General features: G+C 73.0%; 25 protein-coding genes. 16 read left to right on the top strand and 9 right to left on the bottom strand.

The window, feature by feature from the left end; translation table 11 throughout:
• Window positions 1-131 precede the first annotated feature (131 nt).
• The 11 genes from rsmD to ACFYPD_RS15370 all read left to right on the top strand — a co-directional run bounded on the left by rsmD (window position 132) and on the right by ACFYPD_RS15370 (window position 10224).
• The gene (rsmD, locus tag ACFYPD_RS15420; protein WP_387113241.1) at window positions 132-695 is read left to right on the top strand and encodes a 16S rRNA (guanine(966)-N(2))-methyltransferase RsmD; all 564 of its coding nucleotides are present in this window, start codon (window positions 132-134) and stop codon (window positions 693-695) included.
• Window positions 692-1168, top strand: coding sequence for a pantetheine-phosphate adenylyltransferase (coaD, locus tag ACFYPD_RS15415; protein ID WP_387113239.1), 477 nt, complete (start codon window positions 692-694; stop codon window positions 1166-1168). Before rsmD ends, coaD begins: the two co-directional genes overlap by 4 nt.
• A 147-nt stretch (window positions 1169-1315) precedes the next feature.
• Complete coding sequence (locus ACFYPD_RS15410; RefSeq protein WP_387113237.1) at window positions 1316-1813, top strand: hypothetical protein; 498 nt, start codon at window positions 1316-1318, stop codon at window positions 1811-1813.
• 126 nt (window positions 1814-1939) lie between these two features.
• Complete coding sequence (locus ACFYPD_RS15405; RefSeq protein ID WP_387113235.1) at window positions 1940-2503, top strand: YceD family protein; 564 nt, start codon at window positions 1940-1942, stop codon at window positions 2501-2503.
• Between the two features lie 5 nt (window positions 2504-2508).
• Window positions 2509-2682, top strand: coding sequence for a 50S ribosomal protein L32 (gene rpmF, locus ACFYPD_RS15400; protein ID WP_387113233.1), 174 nt, complete (start codon window positions 2509-2511; stop codon window positions 2680-2682).
• Between the two features lie 127 nt (window positions 2683-2809).
• Window positions 2810-3769 carry a phosphate acyltransferase PlsX gene (locus ACFYPD_RS15395; protein WP_387113413.1) on the top strand — a complete coding sequence of 320 codons (960 nt, stop codon included), beginning with the start codon at window positions 2810-2812 and terminating at the stop codon, window positions 3767-3769.
• Window positions 3766-4560, top strand: a complete 795-nt coding sequence (gene rnc / locus ACFYPD_RS15390) for a ribonuclease III (protein ID WP_387113231.1) — start codon at window positions 3766-3768, stop codon at window positions 4558-4560. The genes ACFYPD_RS15395 and rnc overlap by 4 nt, the downstream gene beginning before the upstream one ends.
• Window positions 4553-5410, top strand: a complete 858-nt coding sequence (gene mutM, locus ACFYPD_RS15385; RefSeq protein WP_387113229.1) for a bifunctional DNA-formamidopyrimidine glycosylase/DNA-(apurinic or apyrimidinic site) lyase — start codon at window positions 4553-4555, stop codon at window positions 5408-5410. The genes rnc and mutM overlap by 8 nt, the downstream gene beginning before the upstream one ends.
• A gap of 235 nt (window positions 5411-5645) precedes the next feature.
• Window positions 5646-7865 (top strand): MMPL family transporter, encoded by a 2220-nt coding sequence (locus ACFYPD_RS15380; RefSeq protein ID WP_387113227.1) that lies wholly within the window; start codon window positions 5646-5648, stop codon window positions 7863-7865.
• A 173-nt stretch (window positions 7866-8038) separates the two neighbouring features.
• On the top strand, window positions 8039-9544 hold the full coding sequence (locus ACFYPD_RS15375) for an MFS transporter (protein ID WP_387113225.1): 1506 nt from the start codon (window positions 8039-8041) through the stop codon (window positions 9542-9544).
• A gap of 395 nt (window positions 9545-9939) precedes the next feature.
• The gene (locus ACFYPD_RS15370; protein ID WP_387113223.1) at window positions 9940-10224 is read left to right on the top strand and encodes a hypothetical protein; all 285 of its coding nucleotides are present in this window, start codon (window positions 9940-9942) and stop codon (window positions 10222-10224) included.
• 104 nt (window positions 10225-10328) lie between these two features.
• Here ACFYPD_RS15370 and ACFYPD_RS15365 read toward each other — a convergent pair whose 3' ends face one another.
• On the bottom strand, window positions 10329-10907 hold the full coding sequence (locus tag ACFYPD_RS15365; protein ID WP_387113221.1) for a hypothetical protein: 579 nt from the start codon (window positions 10905-10907) through the stop codon (window positions 10329-10331).
• 84 nt (window positions 10908-10991) lie between these two features.
• Window positions 10992-11207: a helix-turn-helix transcriptional regulator gene (locus ACFYPD_RS15360; RefSeq protein ID WP_387113219.1), complete on the bottom strand. Its 216-nt coding sequence runs from the start codon at window positions 11205-11207 to the stop codon at window positions 10992-10994.
• A gap of 107 nt (window positions 11208-11314) precedes the next feature.
• Between ACFYPD_RS15360 and ACFYPD_RS15355 the strand changes: the two genes are divergently transcribed.
• Both ACFYPD_RS15355 and ACFYPD_RS15350 read left to right on the top strand, forming a co-directional pair.
• The gene (locus ACFYPD_RS15355) at window positions 11315-11533 is read left to right on the top strand and encodes a hypothetical protein (RefSeq protein WP_387113217.1); all 219 of its coding nucleotides are present in this window, start codon (window positions 11315-11317) and stop codon (window positions 11531-11533) included.
• A complete protein-coding gene (locus ACFYPD_RS15350) occupies window positions 11530-11703 on the top strand; it encodes a hypothetical protein (RefSeq protein ID WP_387113215.1) in 174 nt (57 codons plus the stop codon). The genes ACFYPD_RS15355 and ACFYPD_RS15350 overlap by 4 nt, the downstream gene beginning before the upstream one ends.
• A 13-nt stretch (window positions 11704-11716) precedes the next feature.
• Here the strand turns inward: ACFYPD_RS15350 and ACFYPD_RS15345 are convergent, their stop codons facing one another.
• Both ACFYPD_RS15345 and ACFYPD_RS15340 read right to left on the bottom strand, forming a co-directional pair.
• Window positions 11717-12613, bottom strand: a complete 897-nt coding sequence (locus ACFYPD_RS15345) for an endo alpha-1,4 polygalactosaminidase (RefSeq protein WP_387113213.1) — start codon at window positions 12611-12613, stop codon at window positions 11717-11719.
• Window positions 12614-12736: 123 nt separating this feature from the next.
• The gene (locus ACFYPD_RS15340; protein ID WP_387113211.1) at window positions 12737-14035 is read right to left on the bottom strand and encodes a CAP domain-containing protein; all 1299 of its coding nucleotides are present in this window, start codon (window positions 14033-14035) and stop codon (window positions 12737-12739) included.
• A 373-nt stretch (window positions 14036-14408) separates the two neighbouring features.
• Here ACFYPD_RS15340 and ACFYPD_RS15335 point away from each other — a divergent pair, with 373 nt between their 5' ends.
• The 3 genes from ACFYPD_RS15335 to ACFYPD_RS15325 all read left to right on the top strand — a co-directional run bounded on the left by ACFYPD_RS15335 (window position 14409) and on the right by ACFYPD_RS15325 (window position 19122).
• Complete coding sequence (locus tag ACFYPD_RS15335; protein WP_007456482.1) at window positions 14409-14603, top strand: hypothetical protein; 195 nt, start codon at window positions 14409-14411, stop codon at window positions 14601-14603.
• A gap of 302 nt (window positions 14604-14905) precedes the next feature.
• The gene (gene smc, locus ACFYPD_RS15330) at window positions 14906-18505 is read left to right on the top strand and encodes a chromosome segregation protein SMC (RefSeq protein WP_387113209.1); all 3600 of its coding nucleotides are present in this window, start codon (window positions 14906-14908) and stop codon (window positions 18503-18505) included.
• The gene (locus ACFYPD_RS15325) at window positions 18502-19122 is read left to right on the top strand and encodes an HAD-IA family hydrolase (protein ID WP_387113207.1); all 621 of its coding nucleotides are present in this window, start codon (window positions 18502-18504) and stop codon (window positions 19120-19122) included. The genes smc and ACFYPD_RS15325 overlap by 4 nt, the downstream gene beginning before the upstream one ends.
• 67 nt (window positions 19123-19189) lie before the next feature.
• On the opposite strand, the gene ACFYPD_RS15320 is transcribed toward ACFYPD_RS15325, so the two are convergent.
• The 5 genes from ACFYPD_RS15320 to ACFYPD_RS15300 form a co-directional block, all read right to left on the bottom strand.
• Complete coding sequence (locus ACFYPD_RS15320) at window positions 19190-19720, bottom strand: DinB family protein (RefSeq protein ID WP_387113205.1); 531 nt, start codon at window positions 19718-19720, stop codon at window positions 19190-19192.
• 42 nt (window positions 19721-19762) lie between these two features.
• Window positions 19763-20251 (bottom strand): universal stress protein, encoded by a 489-nt coding sequence (locus ACFYPD_RS15315; protein WP_387113203.1) that lies wholly within the window; start codon window positions 20249-20251, stop codon window positions 19763-19765.
• Between the two features lie 4 nt (window positions 20252-20255).
• Window positions 20256-21875 carry an MDR family MFS transporter gene (locus tag ACFYPD_RS15310; protein WP_387113201.1) on the bottom strand — a complete coding sequence of 540 codons (1620 nt, stop codon included), beginning with the start codon at window positions 21873-21875 and terminating at the stop codon, window positions 20256-20258.
• 113 nt (window positions 21876-21988) lie between these two features.
• On the bottom strand, window positions 21989-22414 hold the full coding sequence (locus tag ACFYPD_RS15305; RefSeq protein WP_154225153.1) for a MarR family winged helix-turn-helix transcriptional regulator: 426 nt from the start codon (window positions 22412-22414) through the stop codon (window positions 21989-21991).
• A gap of 13 nt (window positions 22415-22427) precedes the next feature.
• Window positions 22428-24140 carry an alkaline phosphatase D family protein gene (locus tag ACFYPD_RS15300; protein WP_387113199.1) on the bottom strand — a complete coding sequence of 571 codons (1713 nt, stop codon included), beginning with the start codon at window positions 24138-24140 and terminating at the stop codon, window positions 22428-22430.
• Between the last annotated feature and the right edge of the window lie 100 nt (window positions 24141-24240).

Here is a 24240-nt window from a genome sequence, read left to right as displayed (position 1 = left end):
ATGGCTCGTAAAGGGACTGTTATAGACTTGAGATCATTGATGTACGGCAGGTGACCGTCCGTCGCGCCGGGTGGTCCACCCGGTCCGAACCGACCGTCGCGTAGCGTCAGGGGCATGTGCGGGAGCAGACGGTGACCCGGATCGTGGGCGGGACGCTCGGCGGCCGGCGGATCGCCGCGCCCCCCGGCGCCGGCACCCGGCCCACCTCGGACCGGGTCCGGGAGGCGCTGTTCAGCGCGGTGCAGGCCGAGCTCGATCTCGACGGGGCCCGCGTCGCCGACCTCTACGCCGGTTCCGGCGCGATCGGGCTGGAGGCGCTGTCCCGGGGCGCCGCGCACGTGCTGCTGGTCGAGTCCGACGCCCGGGCCGCCCGGGTGATCCGGGAGAACGTCGCCGCGCTCCGGGCCGCTCCGGCCGCCCGCCTGGTCACCGGCAAGGTGGCGACCGTGCTCGCCGCCGGCCCGGACGGCGGGCCGTACGACCTGGTCTTCGCCGACCCGCCCTACGCCGTACCCGACAGTGAGATCACCGCGATGCTGGGCGCGCTGGTCGGCGGCGGCTGGCTGGCCCCGGACGCCCTGGTGGTCGTCGAGCGGTCCAGCCGCACCGGCCCGGTCGAGTGGGTGGAAGGCGTCACTGGCGAGCGCAGCCGCCGCTACGGCGAGACCACCCTTTGGTACGGTCGCCGATCATGAGACGTGCGGTCTGTCCCGGCTCGTTCGACCCGGTCACCAACGGACACCTCGACATCATCGGCCGGGCGAGCCGGCTCTTCGACGAGGTGATCGTCGGAGTGCTGGTCAACCAGTCGAAGCAGGGGCTGTTCACGGTCGAGGAGCGGATCGACATGCTCCGCCAGGTGACCGCCTCGTACGACAACGTGCGGGTCGAGTCGTTCCGCGGCCTGCTGGTCGACTTCTGCCGCGCCCAGCACGCGAGCGTGCTGATCAAGGGCCTGCGCGCGGTCAGCGACTTCGACTACGAGCTCCAGATGGCCCAGATGAACATCGGCCTGGCCGGTGTGGAGACCCTCTTCATGCCGACCAACCCGCTCTACTCGTTCCTCTCCTCCAGCCTGGTCAAGGACGTCGCCAAGTGGGGCGGCGACATCTCCGCGCACGTCCCGGACGTGGTCCGCGAGGAGCTCGTGGCCCGGCTGCGCCGATAAGCGGTCCGGCGGGCCCGGCGGGCGACGCGCCGGGCGGGGGCGGGTGGCGCGGCGGTGGCCGACGCGCGACATGATGTGTGCAGCGCCGAACGCGGGCGCAGGCCGCATCATGAAGGTCGGCCGACGAACGACAGGAGTGAGGTACCGGTGGACCCGCTCGATCGCATCGACGAACTGATCGCCATGGTGGAGCAGGCGCGCTCCGTGCCGATGTCGCGCAACAACTGCATGCTCGACCGGGGTGAGATGATCGCCGCCCTGGACGAGCTGCGCGTGGAGCTTCCCGCCGACCTGCGCCGGGCCGCCGCGCTGCTGGAGGAGCGGGACAAGATCATGGAGGCCGGCAAGCGCGAGGCCGACCGGATCATCAGCGAGGGTGAGGCGGAACACGCCCGCCTGGTCTCGGTGAACGAGATCACCGTCTCCGCCGAGCACGAGGGCGCCCGGATCATCGCCGAGGCCCGGGCCGAGGCGCAGCGCCTGCGCGACGAGGTCGACGACTACGTCGACACCGCCCTGGCCAACTTCGAGCAGTTCCTGACCCGCGCGCTCGCCTCGATAGAGCGCGGCCGGGACAAGATGCACGCGCTGCGGGAGATCGGCACGTTCGCTGGGGACGAGGCGGATCGCCCGCTACCCTTCTGAGCGGCACGCGGGCCGGCGGCCGACAGCCGGCAACCGGCGGGCCGGGCGGCGACGCCCCCGGTTCGACGGTTCGCGGGTCGCCCAGGTAACCTTTTTTGTCGGCCTCTCACCGGCCGGAGTCTAACTATGCCCAAACACTCGCCGAACCCACTCGACCCCAGGTCGCCGCTGGTCCTCGACACGAGGGACCTGCCGCGTCGGCCTGGCGCGTTGCGTACGCATCGGCGGGTCGTGCCGGCACCGGCGGACCTCGGCGTGGAGTTGATCACCGTTCCGGAGGGTGCGGACCTCGACCTCGATCTGAGGTTGGAGTCGGTGTCCGAGGGCGTGCTCGTCTCCGGGACCGTCACCGGTCCCGTCAAGGGCGAGTGCGGGCGCTGCCTGCGCGAGATCGACGACTCGGTGGCCGTGACGATCCAGGAGCTGTACGCGTACGAGAACAGCACCACGGACGACACGACCGACGAGGACGAGGTGGGCCGGATGCAGGGCGATCTGATCGACCTGGAGCCGGCGCTGCGGGATGCGGTGGTGCTCGCACTGCCGACCAACCCGCTCTGCCGGGAGGACTGCCCAGGCTTGTGCCCCGAGTGCGGGGTGCACTGGGACGATCTGCCGGCCGACCACAGTCACCAGCAGATCGACCCGCGTTGGGCGGGCCTGTCGCAACTGACCCGTAAAGAGGAGTAAGAACCGTGGCCGTCCCCAAGCGCAAGATGTCGCGCAGCAACACCCGCGCCCGCCGGGCGAACTGGAAGGCCGTGGCGGTGGCGACCGTGGCCTGCCCGCAGTGCAAGTCGGCGAAGCTGCCGCACGCCGCCTGCTCCGTCTGCGGCACCTACAACGGCCGTCAGGTCCTGGAGGTCTGACCGCCGAGTGACGTCCCCGACCACCGGTCGGGTGGCGCACGCACCAAGGCTCTCGCCCGGTGCCCCGGCTCCCTCCGCCGCCGGCCGTTCCCCGGCCGGCGCGACGACGGAGCCGGGCACCGCGCGGATCGCCGTCGACCTCCTCGGCGGGGACGATGCTCCCGCCGTCGTGGTTGACGGCGCTCTGCGGGCGGTGCGTACCGACCCTGACCTGCATCTGCTGCTCGTCGGACCGACCGAGGTCGCCGACGGGCTGATCGGCGCGCTCGACCCGGAGCAGCGTTCCCGGGTCACCGTCCGCCCGGTGCGGACCGTCGTCGGCATGGCCGACCATCCCACCGCCGCGCGCGGGGAGAGCACCGTCCGCGCGGCCGTGCACGCCGTCCGCGACGGGTTCGCCGACGCGCTCGTCTCCGCCGGCTCGACCGGCGCCACCGTCACCGCCGCCGCGCTCGGCCTCGGTCGCTGGACCGGGGTACGCCGGCCCGCCCTGGTCGCCACCCTGCCCGCCGTCGAGGGACCGGTGGTCCTGCTGGACGTCGGCGGCACCCTGGAACCCGGACCCGCCACCCTGGCCCGGCACGCCGTGCTCGGCGCCGCCTATGCGGCCGTGGCGCACGCCGTCGCCGCGCCCCGGGTCGGGCTGCTCTCCATCGGCACCGAGGCGGGCAAGGGCGACCGGCTGCGCCGCTCCGCCGACCCCGCCCTCGCCGCCGTGCCGCTGCCCTGCGGCGCCCGCTACGTCGGCCTAGTCGAGGGGTACGACGTCTCCCTGGGCACCCGCGCCGACGTGGTGGTGACCGACGGCTTCACCGGCAACGTGCTGCTCAAGGCCATCGAGGGCGCGTACGCGATGGCCGGCGGCCCCCCGGCGAGCGGCGGCGCGCCGCGCGCGGCGGCCCTGCTCGGGGTGGCCGGCACCGTGGTGGTCTGCCACGGCGCGGCCCGGCCCGAGGACGTCGCCTCCGGCATCGCCCTCGCCGCCCACCTCTGGCGCCGGAGCGCCACCGACACCGTCTCGACCCTGCTCGACGCAGTCCCGCACGATCCCGCACCTGACCGCAACGACACCGAGGTAGCACCATGACCAACGACAAGCGGCGGCGTGCTCCCGTCGGCCACCTGGAGGCGGCCTTCGGGGTGTCGCTCGACCCGGAGCTGCTGGAGCGCGCGCTGACCCACCGCTCGTACGCGTACGAGAACGGTGGCCTGCCCACCAACGAGCGGCTGGAGTTCCTCGGGGACTCCGTCCTCGGCGTGGTGATCACCACGGCGCTCTTCCACAACCACCCGGACCTGCCCGAGGGGCAGCTCGCCAAGCTGCGGGCCAGCGTGGTCAACATGCGCGCCCTCGCCGACGTGGCGCGCGGCCTCGGCCCGGACGGGCTGGGCGCGTACCTGCTGCTCGGCAAGGGCGAGGAGGCCACCGGCGGCCGGGACAAGGCCAGCATCCTGGCCGACACCCTGGAGGCGCTGCTCGGCGCGATCTACCTCCAGTACGGCCTGGACACCGCGGCCCTCGTGATCCACCGCCTGTTCGACCCGCTGATGGCCGAGTCGGCCGGCCGGGGCGCGGCGCTGGACTGGAAGACCAGCCTCCAGGAGCTGACCGCCGCGCTGGGGCTGGGCGTCCCCGAGTACCGGATCGAGGGCACCGGCCCGGACCACCTCAAGACCTTCACGGCCTGGGTGGTGGTGGCCGGCAACCGCTACGGCGGCGCGGATGGGCGCAGCAAGAAGGAGGCCGAGCAACGGGCCGCCGAGTCGGCCTGGCGGATGCTGACCGAGCAGGCCGAGGCGGAGGCCGCCGCGAAGGCCGCCGTCGACGGGGTCGAGGCGGCGGGCGACCCCGCCGAGTCGGGCGCGGGCCGTGCCTGAGCTGCCCGAGGTCGAGACCGTCCGGCAGGGGCTGGCCCAGTGGGTCGTGGGCCGGCGGATCAGCGCCGTCGAGGTGCGCCACCCCCGGGCGGTCCGCCGGCACGAGCCGGGCGGCGCGCACTTCGCCGACGTGCTGACCGGCCGGACGATCACCGACGTCCGGCGGCGGGGCAAGTACCTGTGGCTGCCGCTGGACAGCGGGGACGCCCTCATCGGGCACCTCGGCATGTCCGGCCAGCTGCTGCTCCAGCCGGTCGGTGCGGCCGACGAGCTGCACCTGCGGGTCCGGTTCCGGTTCGCCGACGACGGCCCGGAGCTGCGCTTCGTCGACCAGCGCACGTTCGGCGGGCTGTCCGTCTCGGAGGGTGGGGCGGAGCTGCCGGCCGAGATCGCGCACATCGCGCGGGACCCCATGGACCCGGAGTTCTCCGACGCCGGCTTCGTCACGGCGCTGCGGAAGCGGCGCACCGAGGTGAAGCGGGCGCTGCTCGACCAGACGCTGATCTCCGGCGTCGGCAACATCTACGCCGACGAGGCGCTCTGGCGGGCCGGGCTGCACGGCGCCCGGCCGACCGACGCGCTGACCGGCCCGGCGGCCATCCGGCTGCTCGGCCACGTCCGGGACGTGCTCGATGAGGCGATCCAGCAGGGCGGCACCAGCTTCGACGAGCTGTACGTCGACGTCAACGGCCAGAGCGGCTACTTCGACCGGTCGCTGAACGCGTACGGCCGGGAGGGGGAGCCCTGCCCGCGGTGCGGGGCGCCGATCCGGCGCGAGGCGTTCATGAACCGGTCGTCCTACAGTTGCCCGCGTTGCCAGCCCCGCCCCCGGGGCACCCTCCGGGGATGACCCCGAGCCGGCTCGGGGTTGCGCCGGTGTGCCTCGCCGGCCGCTGCCCGGCGGGTCCCCCGGTCGTACCCTGAAAATCCCGTTCTGTCCGGTTGGCCGACCCGGTTCCGGTCGCCTGGCCGGAGCCTGCCGGATGGGGGACGAGCGGGGGCCGTTCCCGGATGTCCGGGGCCGGCCCGCTCCCTAGCGTCAGCAGAGGTCGGCATGGGGCCGACGTCTGGAGGGGGTCCCAGGTATGGGCAGGCGACCGGTGACTGTGCGGCTGGCACGGTGGAGTGCGGAGCACCCGTGGCGGGCCATCGCGCTCTGGGTGGTGTTCGTGGCGGTGTGCTTCGTCGGCGGCAACGCCGCCGGCTTGAACGAGGCGACCGACGACGACCAGGCGATCGGCGAGTTCGGGCGGGCCCAGCTGATCGTCGACAGTGGCGGCTTCCACGAGCCGGCCACCGAGAACGTGCTGATCACGCCCCGCGCGGGCACGCTCGACCAGGCCGCCGCGAAGGCCGCCGCCGACGACGCGACCGCCCGGCTGCGGCAGGTCGACGGCGTGACCTCGGTGGGCGCGCCGATGCCGTCCCGCGACGGCAACGCGGTGCTGGTGCCGATCACCATGTCGGGCGACCCGGAGACCGCCTCCGACCGGGTGCAGCCGCTGCGCGACACCACCGCGAAGGTTCAGGAGTCCCACCCGGCGCTGCGGGTCGAGCAGGTCGGCGGCCCGTCGATCGGCAAGGCGCTCGACGACACCCTCGGCAAGGACTTCAAGCGGGCCGAGCTGCTCAGCCTGCCGGTCACCCTGGCCATCCTGATCATCGCGTTCGGCGCGCTAATCGCGGCCGGCGTGCCGGTGCTGCTCGCCCTCTCCTCGGTGGCCGCGGCCATGGGGCTCTCCACCCTCGCCTCGCACCTGGTGCCGGCCACCGACACCACGGCCAGCGTCATCCTGCTGATCGGCATGGCGGTCGGCGTGGACTACTCGCTCTTCTACGTCCGGCGGGAACGCGAGGAACGGGCCAGGGGCCGCTCCGGGCTCGACGCCGTGGAGATCGCGGCCGAGACCTCCGGGCACGCCGTGGTGGTCTCCGGCACCGCTGTGATCATCTCGATGGCCGGGCTGCTGCTCGCCCAGGACGCCATCTTCTCGTCGCTCGCCGTCGGCTCGATCCTGGTGGTCGCGGTCGCGGTGATCGGCTCGCTGACCGTGCTGCCGGCGCTCCTGGCCAGGCTGGGCCGCTGGGTCGACCGGCCCCGGGTGCCGCTGCTGTGGCGGCTCACCGCCCCGCGCGTCGGGCGGCACGGCCAGCCGGCCCGGCCCCGGTTCTGGCCGGCCGTGCTGAAGCCCGCCCTGCGCGCGCCGCTGGCCACCCTGGTGGTCTCGGTCGGGCTGCTGCTCGCCCTGGCCGCCCCGGCGCTGGGCATGAAGCTGAAGTTCCCCGGCATGGAGGACGTGCCCCGCAACACCGCGGCCATGCAGGCGTACGACCGGCTCACCGCGGCCTTCCCGAGCAACGGCACCAGCCACACCGTGGCCGTGCGGGCGCCGGCCGAGCAGGCCGACCGGGTGAAGGCTGCGCTCACCGGGCTGGCCGACCGGGCCGCCACCGACCCGCTCTTCGCGCCGGCCGAGGGGGACGGCCCGAAGATCCAGGTATCGGCCGACCGGCGGGTGTCGGTCCTGGAGGTGGCCACGCCGTACGCCAGCCGCACCGACGAGGCGTCCCGGTCCCTGCACGAGCTGCGCCAGGACCTCGTCCCGGCCGCGCTGGGCGGCATCCCCGGCGTCGAGTACGCGGTCGGCGGCGGCGTGGCGGCCAGCGAGGACTACGCGGACCACATCTGGGCGAAGCTGCCCCTGGTGGCGGCCTTCGTGCTGGCGCTGACCTTCCTGGTGATGGCCTGGACCTTCCGGTCGGTGGTGGTGGCGCTCACCTCGATCCTGCTGAACCTGCTCTCCGCCGGGGCCGCGTACGGCCTGCTGGTGCTGGTCTTCCAGGGCGACTGGGCGGAGGGGCTGCTCGGCTTCACCTCGATGGACGCGATCGTGACCTGGCTGCCGATGTTCCTGTTCGTGGTGCTGTTCGGGCTCTCCATGGACTACCACGTCTTCGTGGTCAGCCGGATCCGCGAGGGCATCCGCCAGGGGATGTCGAACAAGGACGCGGTGGCGTACGGGATCACCTCCTCGGCGGGGGTGGTGACCAGCGCGGCGATCGTCATGGTCGGGGTCTTCTCGATCTTCGCGACGCTGAGCACCATCGACTTCAAGCAGCTCGGCATCGGGCTGGCCGCGGCGATCCTGCTGGACGCCACGATCATCCGGGCGGTGGTGCTGCCCGCGCTGATGACCCTGCTGGGCGACGCGAACTGGTGGGCGCCGCGGTTCCTGCGCGGCCGGGCGGCGACCCCGCCGGCCGAGCCGCCCGCGCCGGCCCCGGAGCTGGTCGGCGTGCGCTGAGTCGGGGGACGGGGGAGGGCGGGCCGGTCCGGTCCGCCCTTCGCCCCTGTGACCGAGGTGTCACGGCAGGATTAACGGCCGCGGCGGCGGGGCATCTGGGCGGCCATGGACGAACAGCTCACGCCGGTGGCCCGTCGTCGCGCCCCGGCCACCGCAGCCCCCGGGAGCGCGTCATGAGCACCGACGTGCGGACCGGCACCGTACGGACCAACGTCCCGGCCCGCCTGGACCGGCTGCCGTGGTCCCGCTGGCACTGGATGATCGTGATCGGCCTCGGCACGGTGTGGATCCTCGACGGCCTCGAGGTGACCATCGTCGGCAATCTGTCCGGCAAGCTGGCCGAGCCGGGCAGCGGCCTGAGCATCACCCAGAGCCAGGTCACCGGCCTGGCCGCCGCGCTCTACGTGGCCGGCGCCTGCACCGGCGCGCTCTTCTTCGGCTGGCTCACCGACCGGTTCGGGCGCAAGAAGCTGTTCCTGCTGACCCTCGGGCTCTACCTGGTCGCCACCGCGCTGACCGCGCTCTCCTTCGACACCTGGTGGTTCTTCCTGTTCCGGTTCCTCACCGGCATGGGCATCGGCGGCGAGTACGCGGCCATCAACTCGGCGATCGACGAGCTGATCCCGGCGCGGCACCGCGGCCGGATCGACATCATCATCAACGGCACCTTCTGGCTCGGCGCGGCGCTCGGCGCGCTGCTGACCGTGCCGCTGCTCAACGGCCTGCCGACCAACCTCGGCTGGCGGGTGGCGTTCGGCCTGGGCGCGGTGCTCGGCGTGGTGATCCTGCTGGTCCGCCGGCACGTCCCGGAGAGCCCGCGGTGGTTGTTCATCCACGGCCGGGCCGACGAGGCGAACCATCTCGTCGACTCGGTCGAGGCCGAGGTGAAGCGGGAGACCGGCAAGGAGCTCACCGAGGCGGACAACTACATCGAGGTCAAGCAGCGGAAGAGCACCAACTTCCTGGAGATCGCCAGGACGCTGTTCGCCCGCTACCCGAAGCGCGCCACCCTCGGCTTCTCGCTCTTCATCGGGCAGGCGTTCCTCTACAACGCGATCACCTTCGGCTTCGCCCAGATCCTGCAGACGTTCTTCGACGTCCCGCCGGGCAACAGCGGCTACTACTTCGCCGTGATCGCGGTCGGCAACCTGCTCGGCCCGCTGCTGCTGGGCCGGCTCTTCGACACCGTCGGCCGGGTGCCGATGATCGCCGGCTCGTACATCGGCTCCGGCGTGCTGCTGCTCGGCACCGCCTGGCTGTTCCACTCGGGCGTGCTGAACGCGATCACCATGACCGCCTGCTGGTGCGTGGTGCTCTTCTTCGCCTCGGCCGGCGCCAGCGCCGCGTACCTGACGGTCAGCGAGATCTTCCCGATGGAGACCCGGGCCATGGCCATCGCGTTCTTCTACGCGCTCGGCACCGCCGCCGGCGGCATCACCGGCCCGCTGCTCTTCGCCAAGCTGGTCGGCACTGGCAAGGTCGGCGACACCGTGGTCGCCTTCGTCGTCGGCGCCGCCGTGATGATCGTCGGCGGCCTCGTGGAGCTCACCCTCGGCGTGAAGGCCGAGGGGAAGTCCCTGGAGGAACTGGCCACCCCGCTCAGCGCCGAGCACGCCGGCGTCCCGGCGCAGCGCGGCGCCGGCACCCCCGCCCCCGTCACCGGTGGCGCCCCCGGCTGACCGCCTTCGCTCCCCCCGGCACCGCCCCCGCCCGTCCGGGCCGGGGGCGGTGCCGCTTCCCAGGGGTACGCACGCCGCGCGGTACACCGGCTGCCGCCGGCTCCCGGTGTCCTGCCGACAAGCCGTAGCAGGTCGGCGGGTGCGTCCAGGTTCGCGCTTCGGCCCCCCGGACCTGAGGACGCCCGGCTGGTGCCGAGGGTGTGCAGGCTGAGCAAGGATGTCGGCGTGGCGGAAGTAATGACCTTGTTCATGCGGTCGGGCGAGCCGGTGGCCCAGCGCCTCCTTCATGAGATGATCGCGGAGCTCCGAGAGCGGTACCAGGTGCTGGTCGCCAAACCCGCGGGGATGGCGTCGGTTGGGCATCGTGCGAGTTGTCCAGCGACCGGGATGTTGCCGTGGAAGCGCGCGTTCAATACCCGGCGGCCGTGGCAACCGGCGAGCACATGACTCCGATAGCCCTGCGCGTGGTAACCCGGTCCGACATCGTCAAGAGCGCCGTCAACACCGGGCTTGTCCAGGGTGGCCCCGTTGATTTGACCCTCTGTGACGCGCTCGCGGAGCTCACGACGTCTGGCTACCTGGTCGACTGGGCGATCGTCCGAACCATTCACAGGCTCACTTCCGACCGGTGGGCAGCCATCCTCCACACCGAGCAGGCGGGATTCGACACCACTTACTGAGGCGGAGGCTCGCCGGACGCTGCGCGGAGAACCTGCAAGCAAGGGACCGTGAGGGCCGCGGTCCTCCACCGGTGTGAGGGTGAGTGGCGGCGCGACCTCAACCCTCACACGTAGTCACGGCAAAAGGGCACCGTCACCCTCGCCTCTCGAAACTCCTGATCGATGTAGTGGGCGAGGTCCTTGCCGTACACGATGGTGTCGGTCAGCCGGTGGATGGAGAGCACGGGATGCCCGAAAGAGCCGCGGCCGGCCGGCAGGTAGCGGTGGGCGTACACGGGAACCATCCGGGGAACGTCGGCGAGAAGTCGCTTCGCCTTGGCCATGCGTCGTGCGAGGTCCTGAGGGCGACGGCTCCACCCGGGTGGCCACTCGCCGTGCTGGATGCCGTCCAAGGCGGCGGCGAGCGGCCAGTCGACCTGCTCGTGCATGTTGGGGCGGTCGAGCTGGCGCCAGTTCGGCCAGCCCCAGCTTGCCTTGTCAGGGTGGTCGTCGTGGCCAGGTGTCCAGACTGGCAGCCCGGCCGCGAGGAAGGCGCGGTGGTCGTCGGCGAACTCGAAGCCGAACCGTCGTTCGATGCCGCCGAACTCGGCGTCGGTAAGCCCCGGTTGAATGTCCACCAGGCCCAGGCGGGCTAACTGGCGAGCGGCCTCGATACCCATCGCGACACCGGGATCATTCGTCACCGGCGAAGCGTAGCGACTCGGCCCTCGGACAAGTGCGGTTGACGGCGGCGCGGGAGCAGCACGCCAAACGGCTGACGGCGCTTTTCAGGCCGGTGTGTCGTCCTCGGTGGGGCGGGGCTGGCGGTACTCCTTGATCCAGCGCTCGATGTCGTCGGCCAGCCACACCTTCATACCGCGCAGTTCCTGGTACGGCTTCGGGAAGGTGGGATACCTGGCGAGCTGCTGGAACCGCTGCCGCGACACGCCTAGGCGGTGGGCAATCTCGTAGGGCCCCATGAGCTGCCCCGGCCCTCGGTCCATGGCCTGAACGTAGGCAGGAGATTGCTAGTCTATTGGGAATTGCCAGTTGACTAACCGGTCGGCTGACCGGCATCGTGGTCGTATGCCGCGAAAGACCTGCATCGTCCATGACTGATCACGGGCCCGTTCAGCCGATCTGGACCTGCGCGGGGTGCAGCCTGCCCTGGCCCTGTCCCACGCGCCGCCGGCAACTGCTCGCCGAGTACGACGGCGCCCCGGTGTCCCTCTCCCTCTACATGGCCTCGCACCTGGTGTCCGCCACTCAGGACATGGGCTGGGCTCCGGCCGGCCCGCTCCATCGTCGCTTCCTCGGCTGGTTGCCGTGAGCGTGCTCAAGCCGGGTGACGAGAAGTTCCACTACTCCGACAACTCGCACAGGTGGATACCACCGGACCCCGACTTCCCCCAGGAGGTGTGGGACGAGATGGTCCGGCAGCACAAGGAGAGGCACCTACGACCACTGCGGCGGCCACGCCTCGCACGCCGTTCGATCTGACCGGGATGCCACCTCAGGGCAGCGCGCAGGGTGCGCGCCACGCGTCGAGGGTGCGGTCCTTGAGGATCGAGGCGAAGCCGTAGCCGACCGTGGTGACGCAGAATTGCGCCGGGTCGCCGGTGTATTCCACGTGGAAGACCGGCTTGTCCGCGTCGACGAACGGGAGCAGCTTGTCGCACCCGCCGCGGCGGACGCACTCCTGGTTGACTGCGAAGTCGAAGTCGGGGGCGAGCGCCGCCACCTGCGGCAGGTCGTCGACCAGCCCGGGGGAGAGGTCCAGCCGCCGGGCCAGTGCGGCCAGCTGGCGGTTGAACAGCAACTGGTCGTCGAAGGTGAGCGGGAAACCGGAGCGGTGCAGGTAGCCGTCCGCGTCGTCGAGCGCGACGGCGCCGAAGCCCTTGCCCCGGCAGAGCCGGAACCGGTCGGCCAGCACCGGCTCCAGCGAGTCCCACCGGCGGACGTCCAGCCACCGGCTGCCCGGCCGGCCGGGCACCGCGGCACCGCGTACCGCTGCCGGGAAGCGGCTGGTGTCCGGGTCGCCCGTCGCGTACGTACCGACCCGGACCTGGCACACCAGGCGGCGGTGGCGGGCGCGCAGCGCGCCGGTGTCGGCGGAGGTGGTCCGCACCGGGTCGAGCAGGAAGACGTCGGCCTCGACGGTGACGTCCACCGGGCCGGTGAGCTGCCACTGCCACTGCCACTGCCGGGCCTGCGTGGCCGGCCACGGGGTAGGCGCACCGGGCGGGACGATCGGCTCCCGGCAGGCCGCCGCCGGGGCGAGCAGCAGCACCGTCAGCACCACCGCAACGCCCCGGCGCGGCCCGCGTCGGCGGACGCGGACCGGCCGGGGCGGCACGGCGGCCCACGCCGGGCGGATCCGCATCGACAGCTCCCGGGTCGCGGGGGGCACCCCGCCCCCTGCCGGTACGTCTCCGGCGGCCCCGGTGCGCCGGCCACCGGGGCCGGCACGGCTCAGGGGACCCCGGCGTACCTCACCCGGTCAACGAGCGCGGGCCCGGTCACGACGCGCCGGTCAGCGCGGGGTGCCGAAGTCCTGCGTCCAGTACGGCCCGTTGCTCCGCGCCACGCCCACGCCGATCTCGGTGAACGAGCAGTTCAGGATGTTCGCCCGGTGCCCCGGGGAGTTCATCCAGGCGTCCATCACCGCGGCCGGGCTCTGCTGGTTCCAGGCGACGTTCTCGCCGTACGACCGCCAGGCGTAGCCGACCCGGTCGAGCCGGTCACCCACGTCGCTGCCGTCGCTGCCGTCGTGCGACATGTTCTTGTGGTCGGCCTGGTCCTGGCTGTGCCGCTGGGCGGCGAGCGTCAGCTTGTCGTCGACGGTCAGCGCCTTGCAGCCGGCCTTCGCCCGCTCCTGGTTGACCAGGTCGACGACCTCCCGCAGCTCGGCGGTGAGCCCCTTGGCCGAGGCGGTCGTGGCGGCCGTGCTGCTCGGCGCGGCGCTCCGCGGTAGCTGCCGGGACGCGGCGGTGGTCCGGCTCGGCTTCGGGGTCGGCTTCTTCGTCGGGGTCGGCCGGGCGCTGGTCGGCGCGGCGCTCGGGCTGGTCGACTCCGGCGCGAGCGCGTCGCCCGGGTCCGCCTCGGTGCCGTCGGACGCGAGCGGGGCGGCGGCCACCGGGGCGTCGGCGGCGGTCCGCTCGGTCGGCTGGTCATCACCGGGCAGCACCAGGGCGCCCACGCCAAGGCTCACCACGAGGGTCGCCGCGGCGGCGGCCCCACCGATCAGGAGGGGACGCGGCAGGCGGCGTCGCTGCCGGTGCCGCCCGGTGTCCTCGTCGGCGGTGTCGGTGACCGGCTGCCAGGCGGCGGTGGGCCGCTCGTCGGCGGCGGGCTGCCACGCGGCGGTGGGCTGCTCGTCGGCGGCCGGCTGCCACCCGGCCGGCTGCCACGCCGCGGCGGGCTGCTCCTCGGGGTGCCAGCCGCCGGCCCGCTCGTAGGGGGACATCGGTGCGCCCGGGTGGGGCGCCGGGCCGTACGCCGGTGGCTCGGCCGCCGGGGAGTACCCGGTCCGGTCGGCGTCGGCGTACCGCCCGGCGTCGGCCCACCCGTGCGTCCCGGCGCCGGCCGCGGGGAGGTGGCCGGTGCGCTCGGGCGTGGGGTCGTCCCGCCACGGCATGGCCGGGGCGTCGGCCCGCCAGGCGCCGGTGGAAGCCTCGGTCCGGTCCGGGCCGGGCTGCCCCGGCTCGTCCCCGAAGAGGTACGACGACCGCGGCTCGGGCCGGTCGGTGAGCCAGGCCGGCCCGTCGTCGGTCGGTGGCTCGGGGCGTCGGGCGACGCCATCCGGTTCGATCGGGTCGGTCCAGCGGTACACGCCTGTCCCCTCCACGGGTCGGTTGCGGGCCGCAGTGACGCTACGGGCGCGGCGCGAGCTGCGGCAACGTGGCTAAGAAAGAGTTAAGGGGAACCCGACAGCAAGGGTGAGGCGTTCACACATTCCCGGGCGTACAGTAAAGGCGTCCGGACAGAGCGTGTCCGCGCCTTGTGGCAACCCCCCGACAAGTGGACCGGTGGACGTGGAGATGATCTACGGCCTGCGGGAACTTGACGAAGGAGGGGGGTTCGGCTCAATATATAGGTGTCGCCAGTCGCGCCCAGCCATGCCCGGATTTCACGGGGATGGCAGCCGCGAACATCATGGGCGCGCGTTGGCCGGCCTTTCCGGCAGCGCATATCAAGGAGTCAGCATGGCGAAGGCCCTCTACGGCCACGTAGGTGCAGCGCCCGACCGGCGTCTGCTCGACGAGGTCACCCGACTGCGTGCCAGGGTTCAGGCACTGGAGTTCGAGATCACGCGTCTGCGCGCCGACAACGATCGGCTTGCGGCGGCTGCGGCGGAGGCAGACGACCTCCTCCGACTGGCCGAGCCCGCGCTGACCTGATCTCCGGTCGTCGGAAAACTGAATCGCACCACACAGAAAACGCGCGCCGACACCTAGTGCCGGCGCGCAGCTTTTTGTTTTCGGACCGCATTCCGCGATCTTGCGGGATGTCCCCGGAATTGCGTCCCACAATTCTGATCTTGCACTTTTCCGTGGCGTGCGCCACACCGCCGGAATCCGGACACCTCCGGCACCCGGGTGGGTCGCGTACCAGGCTCTCCCCGCCCGCGGGTTAGTCTGCGGGTTCGCCAGGTCCGCGCAGCCGGCGACGGTACGGCGGCCACCGGACGAGGATCGAGAAGGTGCATCTCAAGAGCCTGACGGTGAAGGGCTTCAAGTCCTTCGCCTCCGCGACGACGCTGAAGCTGGAGCCCGGGATCACCTGCGTGGTCGGCCCGAACGGCTCCGGCAAGTCCAACGTCGTCGACGCCATCGCCTGGGTCCTCGGCGAGCAGGGCGCCAAGGCGCTGCGTGGCGGCAAGATGGAGGACGTCATCTTCGCCGGCACCGCCGGGCGGGCGCCGCTGGGCCGGGCCGAGGTCACCCTCACCATCGACAACACCGACGGCGCGCTGCCGATCGAGTACACCGAGGTCTCCATCACCCGCCGGATGTTCCGCTCAGGCGAGAGCGAATACGAGATCAACGGCGACTCCTGCCGGCTGCTGGACATCCAGGAGCTGCTCTCGGACTCCGGCATCGGCCGGGAGATGCACATCATCGTCGGGCAGGGCCGGCTCGACGGCATGCTGCACGCCAAGCCGGAGGACCGGCGGGCGTTCATCGAGGAGGCGGCCGGCGTCCTCAAGCACCGCAAGCGCAAGGAGAAGGCGCTGCGGAAGCTCGACGCGATGCAGACCAACCTCAACCGGCTCACCGACCTCACCGCCGAGCTGCGCCGCCAGCTCAAGCCGCTGGGCCGGCAGGCCGAGGTGGCCCGCCGGGCCGCCGCCATCCAGGCCAACCTGCGCGACGCCCGGCTGCGGCTGCTCGCCGACGACCTGCACACCCTGCGCACCACACTGGACCGGGAGATCGCCGACGAGACCGCGCTGCGCGAGCGGCGCGAGCAGATCGAGGCCGAGCACGGTCAGGTGCAGGGCCGCCTCGGCGAGCTGGAGGCGGCGCTGGCCGAGGACGCCCCGCTGCTTGCCGCGGCCCAGGACACCTGGTACAAGCTCTCCGCGCTCCAGGAGCGGTTCCGCTCGATCGAGCAGCTCGCCCGGGAACGGCTGCGGCACCTCAGCGCCACCGGGGACGACGAGCGCCCCGGCCGCGACCCGGACCAGCTGGAGGCCGAGTCCCGGCGGGTCCGCGAGCAGGAGGAGGAACTGCGGGCCGCGCTCACCGACGACCAGATCCGGCTCGCCGAGGCGGTCGAGCACCGGCAGGAGCTGGAGCGGCAACTCGCCGCCGCCGAGCGGGAACTGGTGGCCGCCGCCAAGGCCATCGCCGACCGGCGCGAGGGGCTGGCCCGGCTGACCGGCCAGGTCAACTCCGCCCGGGCCCGGACCACCAGCGCCGGCGAGGAGATCGAACGGCTCGCCGCCGCGCACACCGACGCCCTGACCCGCGCCGAGAAGGCCCAGGGCGAGCTCGACGCGGTCGCCGAACAGTCCACCGAGGCGGACCGGGACAACGCCGACCTGGACGCCCGGCACGCCGAGGCGGTCGCCGTGCACGAGCAGGCCCAGGCCGCCGTGCGCAGCCTCGCCGACGCCGAGCGGGCCGCCGAGAAGGACGCGGCGACCTGGAAGGCCCGCGAGGAGGCGCTCGCCCTCGGCCTGCGCCGCAAGGACGGCGCGGGCGCCCTGCTGGCCCGCGCCGATCAGGTGCCCGGCCTGCTCGGCAGCCTCTCCGGGCTGCTCACCGTCGCCCCGGGCAATGAGGCGGCGCTCGCCGCCGCGCTCGGCGGGCTCGCCGACGCGGTCGCGGTCAGCGGCGTGGACGAGGCCGTCGAGGCGATGCGGCTGCTCAAGATCTCCGACGCCGGCCGGGCCGGCCTGCTGGTCGGCAGCCCCGCCGGCCCCGGCATGGCCGGCTCCGCCGACGCGCTGCGCCCGAAGCTGCCCGACGGCGCCCGCTGGGCCCCCGACCTGGTGGAGTGCTCCGCCGAGATCCGTCCGGCGGTGCACCGGGCGCTGCGCGACGTGGTGCTGGTCGACGACCTCGCCGCCGCGGCCGAGCTGGTCGCCGGCAACCCGGAGCTGCGCGCGGTCACCCCCGACGGTGACGTGGTCGGGGCGTACGCAGCGGCCGGCGGGTCGGCCAAGGCGCCCAGCTACATCGAGGTGCAGGCCGCCGTCGAGGAGGCCCGCGCCAACCGGGCCACCGCCGAGCGGGCCACCGCCGAGCTGCGCGAGCAGCTGGTCGAGGCGCGCGCCGAGGTCGCAAGCGCCAAGGAGGCCGTGCAGCACGCCGCCGCCGCCAAACGGGAGGCGGAGAGCCACCGCAACGCCGCCGCCCGCCGCCTCGCCGAGCTGGGCGCGGCCGCCCGGTCGGCCAGGGCCGAGACCGACCGGCTCGGCGAGTCCCGGGCCCGCGCCGAGGCGGCCCGGGAACGCGACCTGGCGGCCCTCGCCGAGCTGGAGGAGCGGCTCCGGCTGGCCGAGGTCACCCCGCTCGACGCCGAACCGTCCACCGAGGAACGCGACCAGCTCGCCGCCATGGTGCCGCAGGCCCGGCAGAACGAGATGGAGGTCCGGCTCGCCGTGCGTACCGCCGAGGAGCGGGTCTCCTCGATCGCCGGCCGGGCCGACTCGCTGGCCCGGCAGGCGACCGCCGAGCGGGCCGCGCGGGAGCGCGCGGCCGCCCGGCGCGCGGCCCGCACCCGCGGCGCGGAGATCGCCCGGGCCGTGGTCGGCGGCGCCCGCGAGGCGCTCACCCGGCTCACCGTCTCGATCGCCCGGGCCGAGGAGCACCGCGACGAGGTGGCCCGCGAGCGCGCCGCCCGCGAGGCCGAGCTGTCCGAGGTACGCGGCGCGGCCAAGCGGCTCGGCGCCGAGCTGGAGCGGCTGACCAGCCAGGTGCACCGGGACGAGGTGGCCCGCGCCGAGCAGCGGCTGCGCATCGAGCAGCTGGAGGCGAAGGCGGCCGAGGACTTCGGCCTCGACGTGGCCACCCTGGTCGCCGAGTACGGCCCCGACCAGCTCGTCCCGCCCACCGACGCGGACCTCGCGGCGGCGGAGAAGGACGGCACGCCCGTGCCCGAGCCGGTCCGCTACGAGCGGCCGGTGCAGGAGAAGCGGGCCGCCAAGGCGGAACGGGAACTGGCCCTGCTCGGCAAGGTCAACCCCCTCGCGCTGGAGGAGTTCGCCGCGCTGGAGGAGCGCTTCAAGTTCCTCTCCGAGCAGCTGGAGGACCTCAAGGCCACCCGCCGGGACCTGCTCACCGTGGTCAAGGACGTCGACGAGCGGATCCTGGAGGTCTTCGCCAGCGCGTTCGAGGACACCGCGCGGGAGTTCGAGCAGGTGTTCACCGTGCTCTTCCCCGGCGGCGAGGGGCGGCTGGTGCTCACCGACCCGGAGGACCTGCTCACCACCGGCGTCGAGGTCGAGGCCCGGCCGCCCGGCAAGAAGATCAAGCGGCTCTCGCTGCTGTCCGGCGGCGAGCGCTCGCTGACCGCGGTGGCCATGCTTGTGGCGATCTTCCGCGCGCGGCCCAGCCCGTTCTACATCATGGACGAGGTGGAGGCGGCCCTCGACGACGTCAACCTGGGCCGCCTGATCACGCTGCTGGCCCAGCTCCGCGAGAAGAGCCAGCTCATCGTGATCACCCACCAGAAGCGCACCATGGAGATCGCCGACGCGCTCTACGGCGTGACCATGCGCAGCGGCGTCACCCAGGTGATCAGCCAGCGGCTCAACCGGGCCGACGACGAGGGGCAGGGGAACAGCGAGTGAGTCGGGAACGCGCCACGGCGCTCCTGGTCGATTTCGACGGCGTGCTGCGCCGCTGGGACCCGGCGGTCGCCGCCCGGGTCGAGCGGGAGTACGGGCTGACCGAGGGCGTCCTCGGCGAGATCGCCATGTCCTGGGGGCTGCTCAAGCCGGTGCTCACCGGCAACGTCAGCCACGCCGAGTGGATGACCAGCGTGGCCGACGCCCTCACCCCCTCGGTCGGCGACCCGGGCCGGGCCCGGGCCGCGGTGGACGCGTGGCAGCGCTACCGGGGCGAGGTCGACCCCGACGTGCTCGCCTTCATCCGGGAGGTCCGGGCGGCCGGCGTCCGGGTCGGGCTGGGCACCAACGCCACCGACGTGCTCGACGCCGACCTGGCCGCGCTGGACCTCACCGACGAACTGGACGTCGTGGTCAACTCCTCGGTGATCGGGGTGCACAAGCCGGCGAAGGAATACTTCCAGGCGGCCTGCCAGGCGCTGGGGACGCCGCCGGCCCGGGTCCTGTTCGTCGACGACGAGGACCGTGCAGTGGCCGGCGCTCGGGTGGCCGGGCTCTCCGCGCACCGCTGGAGCAGCGCGGCCGACCTGCGCTACATCCGGGCGGCGCTGGCGTTCTGAGCCGGCCGGCTCGCCGGGGTGGCGGGTTCCGGTCGGCCGGGACACCGCCACCGCACCGGCGGGACGGTCAGTCGCCGGTGACGCCGTCGATGCGCTCGCGGATCAGGTCGGCGTGGCCGTTGTGCCGGGCGTACTCCTCGATCATGTGCACGTAGACCCAGCGGAGGTTCATGTCGTCGGCGCTGCCGTCGCGGCGGGGGCGCCGGAAGGTGTGGTCCAGCGACAGGCCGGCGGCCGCCTTCCGGGCCGCCTCGACCTCGGCCCGGAAGGTGGCGAAGGCCTGCTCCGGGTCGGCGTCGGCGACGGCGTTCAAATCCGCGTCCGGGTCCTCGTCACCGTCGTAGAGGCCGGGAATGTCCTCCCCGGCGGCGCGGATCCGGAACCACCAGCGCTCCACGTCGGCCATGTGCCGGACCAGCCCCAGCAGGGTGAGGGTCGACGGCTCGACGCTCGCGGCGCGCAGCTGCTCAGCCGTCAGGCCGGCGCACTTGTGCAGCAGGGTGTCGCGGTGGTAGTCGAGCCAGCCTTCGAGCATGGTGCGCTCGTCACCGACGTAGGGCTCGTGCGTGCGGTCGATCTCGGGTGCTCTCCAGGTCATGCGGTCATCCTGCGGTCCGGGTACGACGGCCGCGACCGGATTTCAGGGCACCACCACGACCGGCCAGCGGCCGGTGCGGACGAGCCGGGTGGCGACCGAGCCGACCAGCTTGTGGCCGGCCTGCTCGGACGACCCGACCACGACCAGGTCGGCGCGGTGCTCGTCGGCCGCCTTGGACAGCTCGGCGTACGCGTCGCCGCGCCGGCACAGGAAGGTCACCGGGAGGCCCAGCTCCTCCGCGCCGCGCCGGCACTCCTCGCGCAGCTCGGCGGCCAGCTCGTCCTGGGTCTGCTGGACGGCCCCGGCCACCACACCGGACATGATCGCGGTGTAGGGCGGCGGTGAGCTGACGAAGACCACCACGAGCCCGGCGCCCTGCCGGCGGGCCAGCCCGGCCGCGTACGAGGCGGCGCGCAGTGAGGTGCGGCTGCCGTCGACGCCGACCAGCACCACCCGGGGCCCGTCCGTGCCGCGTTCGAACGGCAGCGGCCGGGCCTCCGGGCCGTACTTCTCACGTTCGGGGGCGTCCATCGGGTCAGTCCCGTCCGCCCGTGCGCACCACCGCGGCGCCACCGCCGGCCGCGACGGTCGACTCCCGCTCGACCTCGGTGGAGATCGGGTCGCTGTTGGTGCGGCGCAGCGGCACCTCCTTGATGAACACCACCGCGATCAGCGCGATCAGCCCGAACGGGGCGGCGGCCAGGAAGATGTCCCCGGCGCCGTGCCCGTACGCGGCCTCGACGACCGCGCGGATCGGGGCGGGCAGGGTGTGCACATTCGGCAGGGTACCGCCGCTGCCGGAGCTGGACGCCGGGATGCCGAGTCCGGCGAGCCCGTCGGCGAGGTAGTCCTTGACCTTGTGGCCGAGGATCGCGCCGAGCGCGCTCACCCCGATGGCGCCGCCCAGGCTGCGGAAGAAGGCGACCACGGAGCTGGCCGCGCCGAGCTCGTGCGGGCCGACGGTGTTCTGCACGGCGAGGACCAGGTTCTGCATGGTCATGCCCAGGCCGAGGCCGATCAGCGCCATGAAGACGGCGAGCCGCCAGTACGGGGTGTCCGCCCGCATGGTGCCCATCAGCGCGAAGCCGGCGGTGAGCAGCGTCGAGCCGAGGACCAGGTAGCGCTTCCAGCGGCCGGTGTTGGTGATGATGCGGCCGACCACGGTGGAGGCGACCAGCAGGCCGAGGATCATCGGCAGCGTCATGAGGCCGGACATGGTCGGGCTCTCGCCGCGGCTGATCTGGAAGTACTGGCCGAGGAAGACGGAGGCGCCGAACATGCCCACGCCGACAGCGATGCTGGCGACCACGGCGAGGGTGATGGTGCGGTTGCGGAACAGGCGCGGCGGGATCATCGGCTCGGCGGCGCGGTTCTCCACCCGGAGGGCTAGCGCGCCGAGCAGCACGGCAACGGCCACCATGACGGCGCTCTGCCAGGAGATCCAGTCGTACTTGTCGCCGGCCAGGGTGACCCAGATCAGCAGCAGCGAGACGGCCGCGGTGATCAGGGTGGCGCCCCACCAGTCGATCTTCGCCTCGCGCTTGACCACCGGCAGGTGCAGGGTCTTCTGGAGCACGACCAGGGCGAGGGCGGCGAACGGCACGCCCACGTAGAAGCACCAGCGCCAGCCGAGCCAGTCGGTGTCGACGATGACGCCACCGATCAGCGGGCCGCCGATGGTGCCGACGGCCATCACCGCGCCGAGGTAGCCGCTGTACCGGCCGCGCTCGCGCGGGGTGATCATCGTCGCCATGATCACCTGGGCCAGGGCGGTGAGACCGCCCGCGCCGACGCCCTGGAGCACCCGGCAGGAGATGAGCTGGCCGGTGGACTGGGAGAGACCGGCCAGCACCGAGCCCAGCACGAAGATCGTGAGGGCCAGTTGGACCAGGAGCTTCTTGCTGGTCAGGTCGGCGAGCTTGCCCCAGATCGGGGTGGTCGCCGTGGTGGCCAGCAGCGTCGAGGTGACCACCCAGGTGTACGCGGACTGGCCGCCGTGCAGCTCGGTGATGATCCGCGGCAGCGCGTTCGAGACGACCGTGGAGGAGAGGATCGCGACGAACATGCCCAGCAGCAGGCCGGAGAGAGCCTCCAGGATCTGCCGGTGGGACATGTCGACGGCGGTCGCCCGGGTGGGCGCTGTCGCCTGCGTCATCGTGGAATGCCTCCGGAAAAGACGGGGGAAAGGGTGCTTCGGGCAACCGTATGGCTTGGTTGCCTCAAGCAACAACCTCACGTGGCGCAGGTCTTATTCCAGGGCGGATCCGGTCAGAAGGTCTCGTTGAACCGGTGCATGAGCCGGGCGAAGTCGTCGACGTCCTGTTTCGGCCAGGATTCCAGCGACCGCCGGATCTGTCCGAGTCGCGCCGCCCGCGCCGCGTCGAACCGGCGGGTGCCCTCCTCGGTCAGGCTGAGCTGGGCGGCCCGCCGGTCGGTCGGGTCCGGGTCGCGGCGGACCAGCCCCAACGCCTCCAGGCCGCCGATCTGCCGGCTCAGCGTGCCCTTGCCGATGCCCAGCTTGACGGCCAGATCGGTGAGCCGGATCGAGCCGGACCGGCGCAGCCAGAGCAGCAGCCCGTAGGCGTTCGGCTCCAGGTTGGGATGGACCTCCCGGGCGATCTCCCAGGACAGCGCGCGCCCGCGCCGGAGCAACGCGGTCAGTTCGTGTTCTACGGCGCGCAGGCTCTCGTCCACGCTGAGAGGGTACTCACACCTCGTCGCTGAGCCGCTGGCGCGCCACCGTGCGCAGGTGCCCGTCGCTGGTGGTGCCTTCGATCACGACCTCGGCCGCCCGGCCCCGGTGGGTCAGCGTGGCCACCGCGTTGCCGAAGTAGGGCCCGGCCAGCTTCTTCCACCCGACCGGCGGGCGGCGTACCCCGGCCGAGCGGGCCAGCGTCCGGGCCGCCCCGGCCGGCCCCGGGTTCCAGCCGAGCCGCATCAGCGGGCGCATCCCGGCCGGCACCTGGTTGTGGATCGGCGAGCAGGTGAGCTGGTGCACCGGAGTGCGCACGCTCCCGTCGGCGAACCGGGCCCGGGCCACGTACGAGTGGTGCACGTCCCCGGAGAGCACGCTGATCGAGGCCGGCCGCGAGTACGCCGGGCCGGCGCCGACCCGCGCCCCCTCGCGCGGCGCCGTGCCGCTGCCCAGCCGGGCGAACAACTCGCCGAGCGCCTCGAAGGAGCGCCGGAACGAGGCCCAGTGCTCCAGGTCCCAGGCCCGCCGCATCCGCTCGGCGACGTTCGCCACCCAGGGCCGGCGGGAGTCGGCGAGCCTCTCGTTCCACGCCTCGACGTGGTGGATGCCGGGCGGGAGCAGCCAGGGCAGCGAGGCGCCGACCACCAGGTGGTCGTAGACGCCGTGCGCCCGGTCCAGGAACCAGGACCACTCGCCCGGCGGCAGCATCGCCCGGTTGCCGGCGTCCAGCACCCGGCTGGAGCGGTTGTCCAGCATGACCAGGCGGGTCCGCCCCAGGTCCAGCGCGTAGCTCCACTGGTACTGCACGGCCCGCCAGCGCTCGGTGTCGTGCGCCACGTCGGCCTCCTGGTCGACTCGCTCGCCGAACTCGTGCAGCACGCTCGTGGCGTCCTCGGCGGCGGCCACCTTGGCGAACACCGGGTCGGCGGCGATCTCGTCCGGGGCCAGGTTGCCCAGGTGCTGGTAGACCCAGTAGGAGGCCAGGCCGCTGCGGATGCGCTCCGCCCACCAGGGCTGCGCCCGCATGTCCGCCCGCCAGGACGCCGAGGTGTTCCAGTCGTCGATGATCTCGTGGTCGTCGAAGATCATCACGCTCGGCACGGTGGAGAGCAGCCAGCGGATCTCTGGGTCGCGCCAGGACTCCAGGTAGAGCTTGGTGTACTCGTCGAAGCTGACCACCTGGGTGGCCGGGGCGCCCTTCGGGCGGCGGCGCCGCCGCTTGAGCAGCCGGCGCACGGTCGGCGAGGTCTCGTCCGCGTAGACCTGGTCGCCGAGGAGCACCAGCAGGTCGGGCAGGGCGTCCGGGTCGGGGGCGGCGATCATCCGCCGGGCGTACGCGTCCAGCGCGTCCGGGGGCAGCTTGCGGGCGGTCGCGTGCTGGGTGGTCTCCCGGCAGGAGCCGAAGAGCAGGGTCACCGGCTGGTCCCGGTCGTCCGCCGCCCGGGTCCGGATCACGCTGGCCGGGAAGCCGCTGTCCGGCACCGGCCAGGCCACCTCGTCGTCGACCAGCACCTCGTAGGTCGTGCCGCTGTCCGGCGTGAGCCCCGACACCACCACGATCGCGTAGTGGTGGTCGTACGCCGAGAAGGTGGGTGCGGTGCCGGTGGCCCCGTCGGCCGTGCGGACGGTGACCACGGCGGGAGCGCTGGTCTCCACCCAGACGGTGGCCCGCGTGCCGACGACCCGTCGCAACAGCGGGCCGATGAGCAGACGGGAACCGGTCACGGCGCACCTCCGACGAAGATCATCAAACCCTTCCTACCCGGCCGGCGGTTGCGGCACGCCTTCCAGCCGCGAGCGTACCCGCAGCTTGTTCACGTGCCGA

It is taken from the genome of Micromonospora sp. NPDC005299, from assembly GCF_042872345.1.
Taxonomy (GTDB): domain Bacteria; phylum Actinomycetota; class Actinomycetes; order Mycobacteriales; family Micromonosporaceae; genus Micromonospora.
The sequence above is the reverse complement of the archived record's forward strand: the minus strand, read 5'-3'. Positions and strand labels throughout refer to the sequence as shown.